This is a genomic window from Haloarcula sp. HT12, from assembly GCF_055271655.1.
Window position 1 is genome coordinate 671,341 of sequence record NZ_JBUXKW010000002.1, and the last position, 14,552, is coordinate 685,892.

16 protein-coding genes are annotated in these 14,552 nt (G+C 58.2%); 9 read left to right on the plus strand and 7 right to left on the minus strand.

Annotated elements, in window-relative coordinates:
* Nucleotide 1 precedes the first annotated feature (1 nt).
* From ACY9XZ_RS08695 to ACY9XZ_RS08710, 4 genes are all read right to left on the minus strand, one after another.
* Nucleotides 2–385 carry a methylglyoxal synthase gene (locus ACY9XZ_RS08695; RefSeq protein WP_463456638.1) on the minus strand — a complete coding sequence of 128 codons (384 nt, stop codon included), beginning with the start codon at nucleotides 383–385 and terminating at the stop codon, nucleotides 2–4.
* A gap of 58 nt (nucleotides 386–443) precedes the next feature.
* Nucleotides 444–722 carry a HalOD1 output domain-containing protein gene (locus ACY9XZ_RS08700; protein WP_463456639.1) on the minus strand — a complete coding sequence of 93 codons (279 nt, stop codon included), beginning with the start codon at nucleotides 720–722 and terminating at the stop codon, nucleotides 444–446.
* Between the two features lie 219 nt (nucleotides 723–941).
* A complete protein-coding gene (locus tag ACY9XZ_RS08705; protein WP_463456640.1) occupies nucleotides 942–1,601 on the minus strand; it encodes a helix-turn-helix domain-containing protein in 660 nt (219 codons plus the stop codon).
* A gap of 222 nt (nucleotides 1,602–1,823) precedes the next feature.
* The gene (locus ACY9XZ_RS08710) at nucleotides 1,824–2,285 is read right to left on the minus strand and encodes a deoxyuridine 5'-triphosphate nucleotidohydrolase (RefSeq protein WP_463456641.1); all 462 of its coding nucleotides are present in this window, start codon (nucleotides 2,283–2,285) and stop codon (nucleotides 1,824–1,826) included.
* 158 nt (nucleotides 2,286–2,443) lie between these two features.
* On the opposite strand from ACY9XZ_RS08710, the gene ACY9XZ_RS08715 reads away from it, so the two are divergent.
* The 7 genes from ACY9XZ_RS08715 to ACY9XZ_RS08745 all read left to right on the plus strand — a co-directional run bounded on the left by ACY9XZ_RS08715 (nucleotide 2,444) and on the right by ACY9XZ_RS08745 (nucleotide 7,800).
* Nucleotides 2,444–4,417, plus strand: coding sequence for an aconitate hydratase (locus tag ACY9XZ_RS08715; protein ID WP_463456642.1), 1,974 nt, complete (start codon nucleotides 2,444–2,446; stop codon nucleotides 4,415–4,417).
* A gap of 556 nt (nucleotides 4,418–4,973) precedes the next feature.
* Nucleotides 4,974–5,471: a ribosomal protein S18-alanine N-acetyltransferase gene (rimI, locus tag ACY9XZ_RS08720; protein ID WP_463456643.1), complete on the plus strand. Its 498-nt coding sequence runs from the start codon at nucleotides 4,974–4,976 to the stop codon at nucleotides 5,469–5,471.
* A 47-nt stretch (nucleotides 5,472–5,518) separates the two neighbouring features.
* On the plus strand, nucleotides 5,519–5,986 hold the full coding sequence (locus ACY9XZ_RS08725; protein WP_463456644.1) for a DUF5810 domain-containing protein: 468 nt from the start codon (nucleotides 5,519–5,521) through the stop codon (nucleotides 5,984–5,986).
* 23 nt (nucleotides 5,987–6,009) lie between these two features.
* The gene (locus ACY9XZ_RS08730; RefSeq protein WP_463456645.1) at nucleotides 6,010–6,423 is read left to right on the plus strand and encodes a DUF5809 family protein; all 414 of its coding nucleotides are present in this window, start codon (nucleotides 6,010–6,012) and stop codon (nucleotides 6,421–6,423) included.
* On the plus strand, nucleotides 6,423–6,836 hold the full coding sequence (locus tag ACY9XZ_RS08735) for a hypothetical protein (protein WP_463456646.1): 414 nt from the start codon (nucleotides 6,423–6,425) through the stop codon (nucleotides 6,834–6,836). The genes ACY9XZ_RS08730 and ACY9XZ_RS08735 overlap by 1 nt, the downstream gene beginning before the upstream one ends.
* Nucleotides 6,833–7,375, plus strand: coding sequence for an NUDIX hydrolase (locus ACY9XZ_RS08740; protein ID WP_463456647.1), 543 nt, complete (start codon nucleotides 6,833–6,835; stop codon nucleotides 7,373–7,375). The genes ACY9XZ_RS08735 and ACY9XZ_RS08740 overlap by 4 nt, the downstream gene beginning before the upstream one ends.
* 38 nt (nucleotides 7,376–7,413) lie before the next feature.
* Nucleotides 7,414–7,800, plus strand: a complete 387-nt coding sequence (locus ACY9XZ_RS08745) for a rhodanese-like domain-containing protein (RefSeq protein ID WP_463456648.1) — start codon at nucleotides 7,414–7,416, stop codon at nucleotides 7,798–7,800.
* A 708-nt stretch (nucleotides 7,801–8,508) separates the two neighbouring features.
* On the opposite strand, the gene ACY9XZ_RS08750 is transcribed toward ACY9XZ_RS08745, so the two are convergent.
* Nucleotides 8,509–8,910 carry a hypothetical protein gene (locus ACY9XZ_RS08750; protein ID WP_463456649.1) on the minus strand — a complete coding sequence of 134 codons (402 nt, stop codon included), beginning with the start codon at nucleotides 8,908–8,910 and terminating at the stop codon, nucleotides 8,509–8,511.
* Nucleotides 8,911–9,119: 209 nt separating this feature from the next.
* Here ACY9XZ_RS08750 and ACY9XZ_RS08755 point away from each other — a divergent pair, with 209 nt between their 5' ends.
* Nucleotides 9,120–9,704 (plus strand): hypothetical protein, encoded by a 585-nt coding sequence (locus ACY9XZ_RS08755; protein WP_463456650.1) that lies wholly within the window; start codon nucleotides 9,120–9,122, stop codon nucleotides 9,702–9,704.
* On the opposite strand, the gene ACY9XZ_RS08760 is transcribed toward ACY9XZ_RS08755, so the two are convergent.
* Entirely contained in the window at nucleotides 9,705–10,577 is an 873-nt protein-coding gene (locus tag ACY9XZ_RS08760) for a rhomboid family intramembrane serine protease (RefSeq protein ID WP_463456651.1), read from the minus strand.
* A 258-nt stretch (nucleotides 10,578–10,835) separates the two neighbouring features.
* On the opposite strand from ACY9XZ_RS08760, the gene ACY9XZ_RS08765 reads away from it, so the two are divergent.
* A complete protein-coding gene (locus tag ACY9XZ_RS08765) occupies nucleotides 10,836–11,450 on the plus strand; it encodes a hypothetical protein (protein WP_463456652.1) in 615 nt (204 codons plus the stop codon).
* Nucleotides 11,451–12,337: 887 nt separating this feature from the next.
* Here ACY9XZ_RS08765 and ACY9XZ_RS08770 read toward each other — a convergent pair.
* A complete protein-coding gene (locus ACY9XZ_RS08770) occupies nucleotides 12,338–14,443 on the minus strand; it encodes an AAA family ATPase (RefSeq protein WP_463456653.1) in 2,106 nt (701 codons plus the stop codon).
* Between the last annotated feature and the right edge of the window lie 109 nt (nucleotides 14,444–14,552).

Below are 14,552 nucleotides of genomic sequence, written 5' to 3' on the forward strand. Positions count from 1 at the left end.
CTTAGTCGTCCGACTCGTCCCGCACAAGCCCATCCAGAATGTACTCCGCCGAGGTCCGCGTCGTCGCCAGCGGCACGTCGTGGACGTCACAGATGCGTAGGAGCGCGGAGATGTCCGGCTCGTGGGGTTGTGCCGTCAGCGGGTCCCGGAGGAAGACGATGCCGTCCATCCGGCCCTCGGCGACCTCCGCGCCGATCTGGGTGTCGCCCCCCATCGGGCCGCTCTCCTTGCGTTCGACCGTGAGATCGGTTTCGGCCATGATGCGCTTGCTCGTGGTGCCGGTCCCGACAAGGTCGAACTCCGACAGCGTGGCTTCGTAGCTCTGTGCCAGGTCGATCATCTCGGGCTTCTCGTCGTCGTGTGCGATGAGTGCGACGCGGGTCATACCTGGGGCTCTCGGGCCATCGTCTTATGTCATTTGGAGGGGACAGTTCGAGGGCGCGTCACCCGTCGACTGAAACGTCCCCGTCTGCGGTAATCGTCACGTCGTGTCCCTCGACAGCGAACGTCAGCGATTCCGTCGTCCGCTCTGTGACGACCGCACGGAGTGACTCGCTGTCGACGTACGTCTCTAGAGCGTCAATATCGCCCGCACCAAGATCCGTCGCTTCGACTACGGCATCAGTAATTACATCGCTTGCGGGTTCGGGGCTAACCCAGTCGTCGGACCCTTTCATGGCCCGGTTCCGCAGCATATACACGGTCCCCTCGTCAGAGCTCATACTCCAGTGTACGCTTCCGTCTCTTATAACAGCGGATGGGCTGTTTCACTGTCTGAAGTAACCGCATCGGTGAGACACGAACCCTCTCGTGTCAGTATACTGTCGGCCCACCGCAGAACGCAGCGATTCGGAATATCTCCCCCCAAATCGCCGTGTTTCAGGCGATTCGGTGTTCCATACCCCCCGTTGTCTTCCGACCGGAATCAGCACGTATGCCGGTTACTCCGGCGGTGAGCCGACAAGCGGCCGTTCAGGGGCCGCCAGCGTGTTCTGGACCAGCGTTCGCGTCCCGCGACGGAGCCGTTCCGAGGCGGCCTGACTGGAGATCCCGAGCTCCGCGGCGAGGTCCGAGAGGGAGGACTCCCGCGGGACGGTGAAGTACCCGCGGTTGAGCGCGAGCAACAGGACTTCCTGCTGTGGGTCCGTCACGCCGAACTGGGGGGAGGCTTCCGTGTCGTCGGTGATGGTTTGAATGTCGATGTTGATATCGTTGGAGACGAGCGCATCCCGGAACGACAGCACCGAACTCTTCTCGGGGAACCGGGCTCGAAACACCCAGTCGTCGCCGGTCTGTGCGGCACCGAGCAGAAACCCGTCCGCGTTCAACAACGCCTCTCCGATCGTATCGATTGTCGTGTCAGTTGTATGCAGTGTGTACCAGTGACCATCTCCTTCAGCCGCGACGTGGGCGTAGTCGGTAATACTCTCGTCCTGGGCCAGATTCGCTTCGATGGCGGGCCGCTCGACGGGGCCGATCCAGGCGACGGCACGGCAGTCGCCGCTCTCGCAGTGCAGTCGCTGTATCCGTATCGCTGCTTTACTCAGCGTTTCAGCTGTTCGCTGCAAGAGGGGGGCGTCGATGTGAAATTCTACTATCATGTCTCACTGTCACGCAGCAACAATGATAAACCCCAGTCAGACAGTTGTCGTACCTGAAAACGGTGCTTGTGTAATTTCCGGGTACTGAAGGCTGACGGCGGTATGGACCGGGGTATAGTTGCTTCAAGCACCAATCGATAGCACTCGGGAAATCCACTTAAATTCCCAGCATGGCCTACCATGTCCAGGGTCGTGGGACACTCTTCGGATTGCGGTTACGGATCAGAGATTTTCGCCCTGATACGTCCCTTCGTAGGTCCCTTCGTGGGCGGCGTCGGCGAGTACGAGCTGTGCGATCCGCGCGCCCGCTTCGAGTTCTATCGGATGGTGGACCTCCAGTAGCCCCTCGCCCCGTCCCTCGTAGCCGGCGTCCCAGACGGCCGTATCGAGCATGCAGGAGTTGCGGAGCAACGACGACCGCGGGAGGAGAAAGCCGATGTGACCATCCGGAATGACGACGCGGTCGGCGTACTCGACGATGTAGCCGCCGCGGTCGAGGTGATAGATGCCGTCGCTGGGCTCGATCTCCTGTCGGTCGCCGACAGTCTTGCCGCCCCGCTCGATGCGTCCCGGCTCGACCTGTTCGTAGACGGCTCCGAGCGTGAGATCGACGCCGTTGGGTTGCACTTGCGACTCGCGCAGGTCGCCGAGGGCATCGGCGACGAATCGCCCGCTTTTGAACATACGAGGTTCTGTGCGAGTGTCGTGGAAAGACCTGCCGGTCTTGTCGGCCCCCCGACCGGTTGACTCGCTTCTGAGTGACGGACGGAACGGGTTTTTATATGAAAAATACGACGGAATACGCGGGATTTATACCGCCGCGCCATCGATTGACGCACGTTATGGGACAGACGCTTACGGAAAAAATTCTCGACGACCATCTCGTCGAAGGGGAGCTGACACCCGGAGAAGAGATCGGGATCGAGATCGATCAGGTGCTGACACAGGACACGACCGGGACGCTCGTCTGGCTGCAGTTCGAAGCGCTGGGCCTCGAAGAGGTCCAGACGGAGCTCGCCGCCCAGTACTGTGATCACCAGACCTACCAGTTCGACTTCAAGAACACTGACGACCACCGCTTCCTCCGCTCGGCCGCAGGCACGTTCGGGGCCCACTTCTCGCGCCCCGGCAACGGTATCTGTCACAACGTCCACAAGGAGAACTTCGCAGAGCCCGGCAAGACGATGCTCGGCTCTGACTCCCACACGCCGACCCCCGGTGGCCTCGGCGAACTCGCTATCGGGTCCGGTGGGCTCGACGTCGCCGTCGCGATGGGTGGCGGCGCGTACTATATCGAAATGCCGGAAGTCGTCAACGTCCGCCTCGAAGGCGAGCTGCCCGAATGGGCCACCGCCAAGGACGTCATCTTGGAGCTGCTCCGCCGGCTTTCGGTCAAGGGCGGCGTCGGCAAGGTGCTGGAATACACCGGTCCCGGCGTCGAGACGCTGACCGTCCCCGAGCGGACCACCATCACCAACATGGGGACCGAACTCGGTGCGACGTCCTCGATCTTCCCGACGGACGACCAGACCAAGGACTACCTCGAACGCCTCGGCCGCGAGGACGTCTTCGAGGAGATCGGCCCCGACGAGGACGCCGAGTACGCCGACGAGATCGTCGTCGACCTCTCGGATCTGGAACCGCTCATCGCCGAGCCGTCCATGCCCGACAACGTCGTCCCCGTCTCCGAGGTCGAGGGCGTCGACGTCGAGCAGGTCATGATCGGCTCCTGTACGAACGGCGCCTACGAGGACATCCTCCCGGCCGCGAAGATGCTGGAAGGGCGCAACATCGACAAGAAGACCGAGATGATCGTCGCCCCCGGCTCCAAGCAGGCCTCCGAGATGCTGGCCCGCGAGGGCTGGACCGCGGAGATGATGGCCGCTGGCGTCAACTTCTCCGAGGCGACGTGTGGTGCCTGTATCGGCATCGGCCACGTCCCGGCCTCCGACTCCGTCTCGCTGCGGACGTTCAACCGCAACTTCGAGGGCCGCTCCGGTATCGAGGACGACAACGTCTACCTCTGCTCGCCGGAGGTCGCCACCGCGGCGGCCATCAAGGGCGAGATCGTCGACCCGCGCAACCTCGCCGACGAACTCGGCGATCTGGAGGCCCCCGGTCTGGAGATGCCCGACCAGTACATCGGCAACTCCGAATCGGACCTCATCGCGCCGGAAAACGCCGTCGACGACGAACTCATCAAGGGCCCGAACATCGGCGACGTGCCGCTGAAGGACCCGCTGGAGACCGAAGTCGGTGGTGAAGCCCTCCTGAAGATGGAGGACAACATCACGACGGACCACATCATTCCGGCCACACAGGACATCCTGATGTACCGGTCGAACGTCCCGAAGCTCTCCGAGTTCACGCTCTCGCGCGTCGACGACACGTTCGCGGAGCGCGCACTCGAAGCCGACGGCGGCGTCCTCGTCGCCGGCGAGAACTACGGTCAGGGCTCCTCGCGCGAACACGCGGCCCTGTGCCCGATGTACCTGGGTATCGAAACCGTCCTCGCACAGAGCTTCGCCCGCATCCACAAGGCTAACTTGTTCAACTTCGGGATCGTCCCGCTCACCATCGACGAGGAGACCTACGAGAAGATCGAGCAGGGCGACGACATCGAGATCGTCGACGACGCAGCCGAAGCCGTCCGCTCCGGCCAGGAAGAGTTCACCATCCGCGTGAACGACGACTGGGAAGCGACCGGCCAGCTCGACGCCTCCGAGCGCGAACGCGAGATCCTCGCCGCCGGTGGCAAGCTATCGCACACCAAGCAGCAGCACGACGACGGCGGCGCTGCACCTGCAGACGACTAGAGAGACTCCGAACGTAGTGAGGAGTCTCTTACAGGTCGAACGGCGCGTCGCGCCGTGAGACACGCGAGGTCGCACCGCGACCTCGAATTCCGGACCGGGGAGGAACGACCCGCGACGGAGCGACTCCGAACGTAGCGCGGTCACCCCGTGATCGCGATTTTTTCGAGCAGTGAACCCGGGCTCCGTGCCACGGTTGCCGCAAGCCAAACGGTGTCGTTCAGAATCTGCCTTGCAATAGCCTCATCCCGTTTTTAGTTCTCGCTGTGGCTGATCCTGCTACGCTCCGACGTGTGCAATCGGTGCTGACACGACAGTATCTCTAGTAAAACCTGGCAACGATGGAAAGATTTGGAAAGAGGGGTGGGGGTGGGGGTGGTGGCACCCAAAACGGGTGCGACTATAAGTAGGTTCGTCGGGCTAAAGAACCTTCCGGCGTTCTATCCCTGTCTCGGTCGTATCGATGCATGAATTATCAGTACCTATCGACAAACAGTCAGAAACCGGGGTATCTTCGGTCGGCGATAACACATATGTAGGTCCGCACCGAAGAACGCACGTGACAACGGTCGCTCCTGACGGACCGGAGACGCCGGACACACCATCGGTTCGGCGCGCCGTCCGCGCGGATCTGATCGAGGTCCACCGCATCGAGCAGGCGGCGTTTCCACAGCCGTGGCCGTTTTCGGCGCTGGAGAGCTATCTCGGCGAACCGGGGTTTCTCGTCGCCGAAACCGGCAACGACGATGGTGACCCGCCCGCTGTCGCGGGCTACGTCATCGCGGATACGGTGCCCAACCACGGCACGCCGCTCGGCCACATCAAAGACCTCGCGGTTCGACCGGCCTACCGACGGCAGGGCGTCGCGAGTGCGTTGCTGCGCCGTGCGATAGAGGTCATCGACCAGACGGGTGCCGGCTCGGTCAAACTGGAGGTCCGGGCCGACAACGGCGGGGCACGACAGCTCTACCGGCGCTTCGGGTTCGAGCACCGCAAGACGATCCCGAACTACTACAGCAACGGCGAGGATGCGCTCGTGATGGTCCGTCTGCTGTAACCGGACCCCGACACCATATACGGCTTCGCGCCCTTCCCCCGATACCGATGGGATACGCCTGTCCAGTGTGTGACGATCCGCAAGCCGACGACGTGCATCTGGCGAACCACCTCGCGTTCACGGCGATGACCGGCGGCGACGACCACGAGGCCTGGCTCGACGAGCGCGTCCCCGACTGGGGCCAACTTGGCGAAGACGAACTGTCAACCGAGGTCGTCGAGTACGCCGAGGAAACGGAGTTCCCGCAGGTGTTCGAGGACACCGTCGACCGCAGCGATGATGGCCACAGCCATGAACACGACCATGGTACGGGCCACGGCCACGGTGACCTCCCGCAGGGCGCGGACCGCCACCGGGGATCGAACGCGCTCAGCGATCACGACAGCGAGGTGCTGGCCGAGGCTCGGGACCTGACACGGGAGATGTTGCGCGACAGCGACGACGGCGACACGGCGGACGACGGTTCGGACGCCGATGCTGAAGACGCGGCCGACTCCGGAGACGAAACCGAGTAGTCCCGCCGGCGGCAAGGGGTGGTATGGAGACCGAGGGGCAGCTCGCGCCGGCATCGGCAGCCGAGGCCAGCGAGCGCTACGAGGCGCTCGGGCCGACGGCACAGGTCGTCGTCAAGGAAGTCGCGAAGGCGATGGGCCTCGACGCCGAGGCCTACGAGGAACGGGTCACCAGCGAGGTGGTCGAAACCGCCCGCGACGTGCTGTTCGCGGAATCGCTCGCGGTCCAGATTGGTTCGATGGCGGAGTTCGAGGAGTGGCGCGCCGATACTGACTGCGAGGTGACGCTGGTGGGCGCGGAGAACGTCGACAACGTGGTCTGGCACGCCGCGCCGTTCGCCGAGGCGGCCGTCGCGGCGACGTTCCAGGACAAACGCCGGGCCGCCATCGGCACCCTCCGCCGGCAGGCGTTCGGTCGCATCTACCGCGAGGTCGTCTGATGCGGCCGGTCACGCGGAACACCCTGCTCGGCATCATCGCCGTCGTCGTTCTGTTGCTGGCCCTGGGTGCGTTGCCGGGGCTCCTCAAAAGCGGCGACCCCTACTACGTCGTCGCCACGCCGACCGACGGCGAGTACAGCGTCGACAACGGCACGGCGATCAACTGGAGCACCCAGTCCGAACGGCGGTTCCCGTACACGAGCGCGGCGCTGGCCGACGCCTCTCCGTCGGCCGCCGGGCAGTCCGAACCGTACTGGCGCGGGCCGCTCGGATTCAAGGGCGCGTTCACCCACTCGCCGTTCGACGAGCGAGACGCCTTACGACAGCAGTACGACGGCGCAGTGACCGATGACGGTGTCGTCGTCAGGCACAACGGCACGTTTTACCACGTCGCGGTCCGACAGGGCGTATGACCCGCGAACCGGCCCACGAGTGGCCCGTTATCGAGAGCAAGCGCGAGTACGAGACCGGCTGGTACACCGGCGGCTACGACCGAGTCCGCCAGCCCGACGGCTCGGAGAAGGACTACTACTGGGCTGAACTGCCCGCGGCGGCCGTCGTGGTTGCCACGACCGGCGACGAACTCGTCATGGTCGACCAGTACCGCCCGACCATTCGCGAGCAGTGCCTCGAACTCCCGGCGGGCATCGTCGAAGACGACGAGTCCTACACAGCCGCCGGGGCGCGCGAACTCCGCGAGGAGACCGGCTTCGAGGCTGCCGGCGTCTCGCTCATCGAGGAGTTCTCGTGCTCGACCGGCGTGCTCCGGCACCGTCGCGGCATCGTCTTCGCCGAGGGCCTCGAACCCGTCGACCGGGAGCTCGACGACAACGAGTTCCTCTCGGTGACGACGGTGCCCATCGACGAGGCGCTGCAGGTCGCCCGGCGCGAACCGGCCAACGACGCCACCATCGAGGGCATCCTGCTCGCGCAGGCTGACGGCTTGCTGTAGCCGGTGAAGGTTTAGGTATCGCCCGCTAGCGGCTGGATATGGACGGCGAAATCGACGCCGACGAGCTACGGTCGAAACTCGAAGACGGGTCGGTCCGGGTGGTCGATATCCGCTCGCCCGGCGCGTTCGAGCGGGGCCACATCCCCGGGAGCGAGAACGTCCCGTTTCCGTCGCTCGTCGACGAAGTCGAACGGTTCGATGGTGACGACGAGATCGTAACGGTCTGTCCGCACGGGAAATCCAGCGTCCAGGCCGCCCGGCTCATCGCTTCGTACGAGGGATTCGACGGTGACGCCGTGAGCCTCGCACCCGGACTCGACGGCTGGGACGGGCCGCTGGAGCGCGGTGACGCTGGCGGAGAGACGCCGGCGGATACTGCGGCCGCTGACGGAGATACCGACGAAGGCCCTGCCGCACCGTTTTAGCCGCTGTTCGGATCGAAATGGTGGCTCAGGAAAAGTCCATCGTCACAAGGGGCTCAGCGGGGGAGACCCAGCATCTATTAATAGATTATTGCGGCGTTTCGGAAAGTTGGTGGCTCGGGTTTAGCTATCTTCACAAAGGGCTCTGCGGGGGTAACATTTCGTCATTGCCACCAGAATTGAGTAGCCCGTCACCGGTAAAAAACTCGTTCATCGAATGATTGACTCGGTTGGACTCACACTATTTGTGAAGTGCCCTAAACTGTCCTAATTGTGTGATTTGTACCGTGCCAGCCCAGCGTCGTGTGCCCTCTGCCGGTTTGAGTCCGCTCATCTGAATTTACTAGTAGTTTGGACGAGCCCCCGTCACCGAATTCATTGACAAGTGTCAGCTAGGATAATACAGGCAGCTGATACGCCCTGAGCGAAATGCTGCATACACAGCAGGAGCCGGAGCGAACGGGACGCCGGTGAGCTTGCTCACCGGAAGTCGGCACGCGGCGAGCGGGGCGGGCTAGTACATACACAACCGACCAGTCCGGCCGAGTCGTTCGGTCGGTCAGACTACCCCAATTGGACTATGGAAGGGCGAGGCTGGCGCGACTGGCCTCCGACCCCGTAAGCACAGCAGGCACTAGGAGTGCAGTGCGGGTCGCAGAGCATCGGGCAGCCGAGGGCTTTCACCAGCTGCGACAATAGAAGACTGACAGCTTAGAAGATTCCGGTAAGGATGAACAGGATACCGATAACGCCCAACAGCGTCATTACTGGGTCTCGGCCGCTGAACGTCTGCCAGCTATCCACCTGGCGGTTCGTCATCACCAGTAGCCCTAGCAGTGCCACACCGAGCGCCACTTGGAGATTGTCGCCCTGGGTGAGGATACCAACTAGTTGGTTCTGCACCTGGGCAGAGACGTAGGAGCCACCGAGGGTGAAGGCCACAATCGCGAGTGCCATCTTCCGTTTCGTGGCGAAGCGTCCAAAGATGCTCGCATACGTCTCGCCCGTGTCGAGGATGCCGTCCTTGATGTAATCGAGTGCCAATGCGACCAGAAGGATCGACAGTCCCTGTACAATGACAGCCGGAACACCGGTAGTGGTTGGTCCAAGCATCTCTGAACTCATCATAACTGTGAATCAACTGAGTCAAGGGGAGAGACTGGCTTAGAGGTCCGTTGACTGAAGCGTGTAACGTCCGTTACACAGCCATCTCGGGCCGTGAAACACACACGACAGCGACTAGGTTGTCATCAACCGGTCTGAAGACATCTCCTGTACCGAAGATGTCATCGCAATCTAAAGCAAAGACCGACCAACGACCGATGAGCGCTGACCAGACCTCGCTGGAGGATATCGAAAGTCGAAAAGAGTTAGCCAACCCGGAGGTATCACTCGAACTGAATCCAGAGTACGGCCTCCAGCAACGACACGTTGTCGAGGTACTGCTGCAAGCCGACAATCCTGTGCTGTCTGATCGTCAAATCAAGAGTCGGCTTGATAGTGATCCATCGAGGCAAACCGTCAGACGGCGGCTGAAAGAGCTCACCGAACTCGATGTCATCCAGACCTTGGAATTCCAGGGCAAGAACCTGTACGGAATTAACGATGCTCGCTCGGAGTGGCCTGTCCCGGGTGACCTTGTGGGCGAGTACAACGAGCAGGTAACGTGGCACGACATCGCCACGTTCCGCGCCCCGGAGGCGCTGAGAACCGGAGTCTCCTTTGCCGGCCTGTTGGCAGTCTATCTCATCTTTCTTGGTGTCCTAATCGACATCATCGGGGTTAGTGCTCCAATCAGTAGTTCGAACAGCTATGTGACCGCCGCGTTCCTTCTCCTCATCTCCGTGTATCCCTTGCTGGGTGTCCAGTGGGTTGTCGACAAAGTCGGCGCCCGGTTGCTACACTGATTACAAGAACCGCTCCCAGATTGGGTGCTCACCACGCACTAGCAACCAGCCGCCGAGCGCGAACCCGATACCGTACAGGAACCCGACGCCGTGAGCAACGATGTTGACCGTCGAGTCATCAGTCACCACCTGCGCTGGGAACATAACAAACATGAACAGGACTAGCAGCACCACCACGAGTCCGACGAATCCCGCGTGCACTCCCCAGTCAATCCACGCCTCACGAGAGGTTGGCCACTCTGTAACCCGGGCCAAATCCCAGCCAATCAGAGACGCACCGAGGATTGCAAGTCCGAGCACCTTGAAGCTCTGCCCCCCGCTGTAGATGAGGCCGACAGTAGCCTCCAAGGTGATGAAGGTGCCAACGCCGAGTCGCCAGGCACTCCGGGGAGAGTACCAGCGTGCGACCAGTCCGAAGAGTGCGGCGAGTGCGACACCGATGACACCGGATGTCACGCCCGAGAAGCCACGCTCTGTAGGTGCTGCTTCCGGAGCGACGATACTGACCACGACGAAACTCGTGGCCAAGACCAACACCGGGAGCACGACAAGCAGTGGTCCCAACAGCAAGTGGAACAACCGGCGCTGGCCGGCCATCCGATAGAGCCCCGACGCGAGCGAGCCGGCGATGAGGAACGTAGCAACGTTTCCGAAGAGATGCTGTGCATCGTGGTGAACATACGCGGCCGTCAGTAAGCCCCAGAGATTGACTGCTTGATGATCGAATGCCAGCAAGGCGTGAATTGAGGGTCGCAACAGATAGTGAATCCCCACGAGGAGGGTTGCGACGGACCCGAGCAGCAGGCTATCGATGATCGCCGCGCGTGATGGAAGCCACTCTCGGACTGGTACACCGACAATCTCAGTGGACATTGGTCTCATCAAGTCTCCCAGGCCTGTTCGGAATGACAATCGAGGGTCGATACACCAACAACGACCAGCGTGTCCTGTCAGGACTTGCTGGTACATCGGGATGACCGAACATGGTCGGCAGAGTACAGTGCAGGAACAACTATATAAATGCGAGACGTTTCAAGTTGATTATGGCTTGCAGGCAGGTCTGCAGAACCTGCAGCGGTGATGAGGGGTTCTGCAGAGGCGTCTGCAGGGGCCGTCTTGGCGGTGAAACCGATGACTGAACGACTGATTCGACTCCGAGAGGAGTACGACCAGGCGAATCAGGAAACGAAGCGTGCAATAGGGAAATACATCCACGACCGACCAGGGCGCTGGATTCCGAAACAGCAACTCGTCACGGAGTTTGACCTTGACGAAAGCGTCGTTGGACGCCACCTCGATGATGTCCACGAAGATAGCTTCGTCCAGAGTCGACACGACGAACAGGGGCGGCGCATGGTTAGGTGGGACGGCCCCGGTGCTGGTGGGCTCGAATACCGACTTCGACAGGTGTTTCCCGAGCGGGTATGGCGTGCTGGTCAAGAGGTTCGCCCGCTGTTCACACTCGATGTCCTCGGCGGTGCGTACCCGATCACGCTGTTCGCAGGCCTACTGTGGGTGAGCGGCATCTTGACCGGGCTCTTCTTCCTCTTCGTGTTGTACTCGCCGTGGGACTCTATACTGGGGGTCACCGTGACCGATGCGTTGGTGCTGACCGGCGCTGTGACAGTGTGCGCGTCGCTGTTGCTCGTGTTCATCCCACTCGCGTATATTCTGGACCGAGTACTCACTCGTGGCCTAAACTGGGTTACTGGACACGTCCGCGATGACCAGCGCGACAAGAAGTAGCGGTTAACTCGGTTGCCTCTAAGGAACTCCCGCAGAGGGTTATTATCGAGTGCCGACAACAGGGGAGCCGATGGTCGATCGCGGGCATACTCGTAGTCGCTCGATTTGGAACGCCTATACCTGAGAACTACTAGTAGTGAGTCCAGAAATGAGTGTAGCCCGACAAAATCGGAGAACTACTAGTAGATATTCAGTGGGGGACAGTATTTACGTCCATTGAGTTCTCCGATTTCGAGTCCAGACTGGGATGTTGAGTACATCTGATTCAGATGAGCTAGATAATCACGACCAGAATTTGCTTGGCATCTTCTGTTTCGGCAATACAGATTGGGGACTAGAAGTCGGTGTTTTGGTGTTAGTTGAATCTAGTATCTCCTAAGTTGACAATTTCGGCTTCGATGACCTCCATGAAGTGGAGGAGGATCGTATCGAGAGTTTCAATCAACTCTAAAATAGCGTGATGCACTCAAACAGGACCTTAATCCGAAGTCAGAACGACGTCGAGAAAACACTGAACCGGGTGAACGGCTCTCAGTGATCATAGCGGAATCTCGGAAGATCTCTCTTGAAGCACCTCGAACTTTGTGTTGGCACCAGAAATAATTTCAGCCAGTCTCTATCAAAATCAGATTTAGCCCGGTTTCTCCTTCTTCTTTCATCACTTTCTGGATTATGTCACCGTATTCGCTGTCCGGAGGATCACCAAAGTAGTTCAAAACAGTCCAGATTTTTTCTGGCTGATCCAGCCACCACGGATCGTCAACAAATACAGTGTGTTCCTAAGCAATCCGGATCGGGTATGATGCATATCACACCAGTACCACACCCCGAACACATAAAGGAGCAAACACAGTGTTTCAAATTGAATGTTAGCTGTAAGATCTACATCAGGTTAAACGCGAGTTTAATTCATTTATCAGCCACTTGAAATCATTCACAGAGTCCTCTCTTTCATCTGTAGCCCTCATCCAAGATTCTTCAATTTGATTCAATATATGATTCATGAGCTCTTTTTTTGGAATGTCATCTATATCTGTGATCTCTCCTTGACCCTTGTACTGCTGTAACCGACCTCGTATATCTCCGAGGATATCACCCCCATTCGTACTAGTCACTCTCGTTTCCAAACCCTGCGGAGTTACTGCACTAGGATACTCTTGGGCTACTCCGTCACAGACCATGCTTCTGGGAAAGAGGTCTTCAATTTCGACTTTTGAGTTAGTAGAATGATTTGGGAGTTCATTAAGTTGGATAATCTTGGATTCATCAATACCATTCTCCAATATTTTGCTTTTTTGAACATCGCCTGATTCGTCTTTATCCATGAGTACGACGAAATTTGGCTGTTCTATTTCAAGGAAATTCGCCAGCACATTCTGATTTGAGCCTTTGGCGATCATAATCTCAATAGACTCGTCTAAGCTTGGGAACTCGGCCTCTGATTCGAATAACTCTGAAAACCGTTGTAGATATTCTTTGTCTGTCTTACCTTCAACCACCACTATCGCATCTCCGCCGTACAGGAATTCCGCTGCCCTGGCACCTAAGGATGACCGAAGTGGTTCTAAGAAGTCATGAACATAGTCGCTGCCACGGGCTTCGGCAACAGTCTGTATTTGACTTCCAGGGGGCGAATCGTGTGAGATGATTCGCGTTCGATCGAGAGTATTGTTTTCAATCAAGAACGGAGAATGAGTAGAATAAACAATTTGAGCATCAGTAGTCAATTCATGCAGGGCATGACGAAGTTTGATTTTCCAGTCTGGGTGTAAGTGGATCCCGATATCATCCACGACAAATAAATCAAAATTTCTGGAGCCACTCCCCCCTGCAAATACGGTCAATATACATGCGACCAACCATCGGAAGCCTGTACTCTTCTGAGCCAGTCTGACAGTTGTCCCTTCCTCTCCGTCTTCGATCTCGATACCAATGGTCTCAGATTCAAGATGTAAAGTAACGGAAAATCGTCCCCGAAGAGGATCCTTCACAGCATTTGTGACCTGTTCTTCGACCGGTTCTTCTAAGTCGATATAACTATTGAGAAACCGTGTCAATTCGTCTTCGGCTTCATCACAGATGGATTCGAGCCGTCGTTGGTTTACAGATTGAAGGCCTTCTGGGGTTAAACCACCCCATTGAAGGAACGCCCGCCACGCTTGGTGGTCCGGTATTTCTGAAAGTGGAATGCCATCTGTTAATGCCTGAATCGTGTCAAAATACGCAATTGTGGGTAATTCCTCCTCGATATTTTGTTGGAGAATTTCTACGTCTCCGAGTTGCCCAGAGACAGTGTTCAGGTCTTGATATATATCTTCCAAGAACTGCTCACTCTCATCTTCTTCATCATTCAGTTCTGGGTCCGTTTTATCTGTTTCACTTAGTTCTTGTTCAATAGAATCAAGAATAGTACTAATATCGACTGAGGTGTATTCTTCAGCTTCTGGGATAAGATTTGCAAACCCAATTGATTCTACTTGATGAATGATCTCTCTGCCGACGGTGAGTAAATCTGATTTACGGCTTGCAACTACTGTCTGTAACTCATCATGATTGCTATTTGTTTTGACACGGTATGTTCCGTCTGAAAACACTGTTATCTCAAGGTGCTTCCCAGTCGATATCGCATTACTAAGGGTTTCAAAACCGCCTTCAACGGTTCGTAACTCGTTGTTGTCGACGACCACACTTTTGTACGATGGTCGCTCGTGCAGTACCTGTAATGTGCCGAGGCGATCGTGTTCTGGATCGAGGTGGAACGTCGTAATTGGAATTTGTGAGTTTGATTTACTGATGAGCGACTCATCATACACACTGAAATCCTCTTCTTGTATAACTTCAGATGGGCTAAACATCGATAGCCCACTCAAGAAATTAGATTTCCCAGCCCCGTTTGGGCCAACTAATACCGTTACCTCAGGGTCCAGGGCGACATCAGTAATATCATAGGCAGACCGATAGTTACGCACGTCAACTGATTGGATCAACCCCATTATACTCACCAACGACACAATAGTATTATAAATGTTAGTGCATCAATTCTGGCTATTTTGTTTTGCGTCATGTTTCGGACGACAATTAAGTTATTACGGGGGGAGGAAA

Bases quoted from the DNA above. Each gene is read 5' to 3' on its own strand.
- ACY9XZ_RS08770 (WP_463456653.1), bottom strand. From the start codon at position 14,443: ATGGGGTTGATCCAATCAGTTGACGTGCGTAACTATCGGTCTGCCTAT.
- ACY9XZ_RS08695 (WP_463456638.1), bottom strand. From the start codon at position 385: ATGACCCGCGTCGCACTCATCGCACACGACGACGAGAAGCCCGAGATG.
- ACY9XZ_RS08760 (WP_463456651.1), bottom strand. From the start codon at position 10,577: ATGTCCACTGAGATTGTCGGTGTACCAGTCCGAGAGTGGCTTCCATCA.
- ACY9XZ_RS08710 (WP_463456641.1), bottom strand. From the start codon at position 2,285: ATGTTCAAAAGCGGGCGATTCGTCGCCGATGCCCTCGGCGACCTGCGC.
- ACY9XZ_RS08705 (WP_463456640.1), bottom strand. From the start codon at position 1,601: ATGATAGTAGAATTTCACATCGACGCCCCCCTCTTGCAGCGAACAGCT.
- ACY9XZ_RS08735 (WP_463456646.1), top strand. From the start codon at position 6,423: ATGCGGCCGGTCACGCGGAACACCCTGCTCGGCATCATCGCCGTCGTC.
- ACY9XZ_RS08730 (WP_463456645.1), top strand. From the start codon at position 6,010: ATGGAGACCGAGGGGCAGCTCGCGCCGGCATCGGCAGCCGAGGCCAGC.
- ACY9XZ_RS08700 (WP_463456639.1), bottom strand. From the start codon at position 722: ATGAGCTCTGACGAGGGGACCGTGTATATGCTGCGGAACCGGGCCATG.
- ACY9XZ_RS08740 (WP_463456647.1), top strand. From the start codon at position 6,833: ATGACCCGCGAACCGGCCCACGAGTGGCCCGTTATCGAGAGCAAGCGC.
- ACY9XZ_RS08755 (WP_463456650.1), top strand. From the start codon at position 9,120: ATGAGCGCTGACCAGACCTCGCTGGAGGATATCGAAAGTCGAAAAGAG.
- ACY9XZ_RS08725 (WP_463456644.1), top strand. From the start codon at position 5,519: ATGGGATACGCCTGTCCAGTGTGTGACGATCCGCAAGCCGACGACGTG.
- ACY9XZ_RS08750 (WP_463456649.1), bottom strand. From the start codon at position 8,910: ATGCTTGGACCAACCACTACCGGTGTTCCGGCTGTCATTGTACAGGGA.
- ACY9XZ_RS08715 (WP_463456642.1), top strand. From the start codon at position 2,444: ATGGGACAGACGCTTACGGAAAAAATTCTCGACGACCATCTCGTCGAA.
- ACY9XZ_RS08765 (WP_463456652.1), top strand. From the start codon at position 10,836: ATGACTGAACGACTGATTCGACTCCGAGAGGAGTACGACCAGGCGAAT.
- ACY9XZ_RS08745 (WP_463456648.1), top strand. From the start codon at position 7,414: ATGGACGGCGAAATCGACGCCGACGAGCTACGGTCGAAACTCGAAGAC.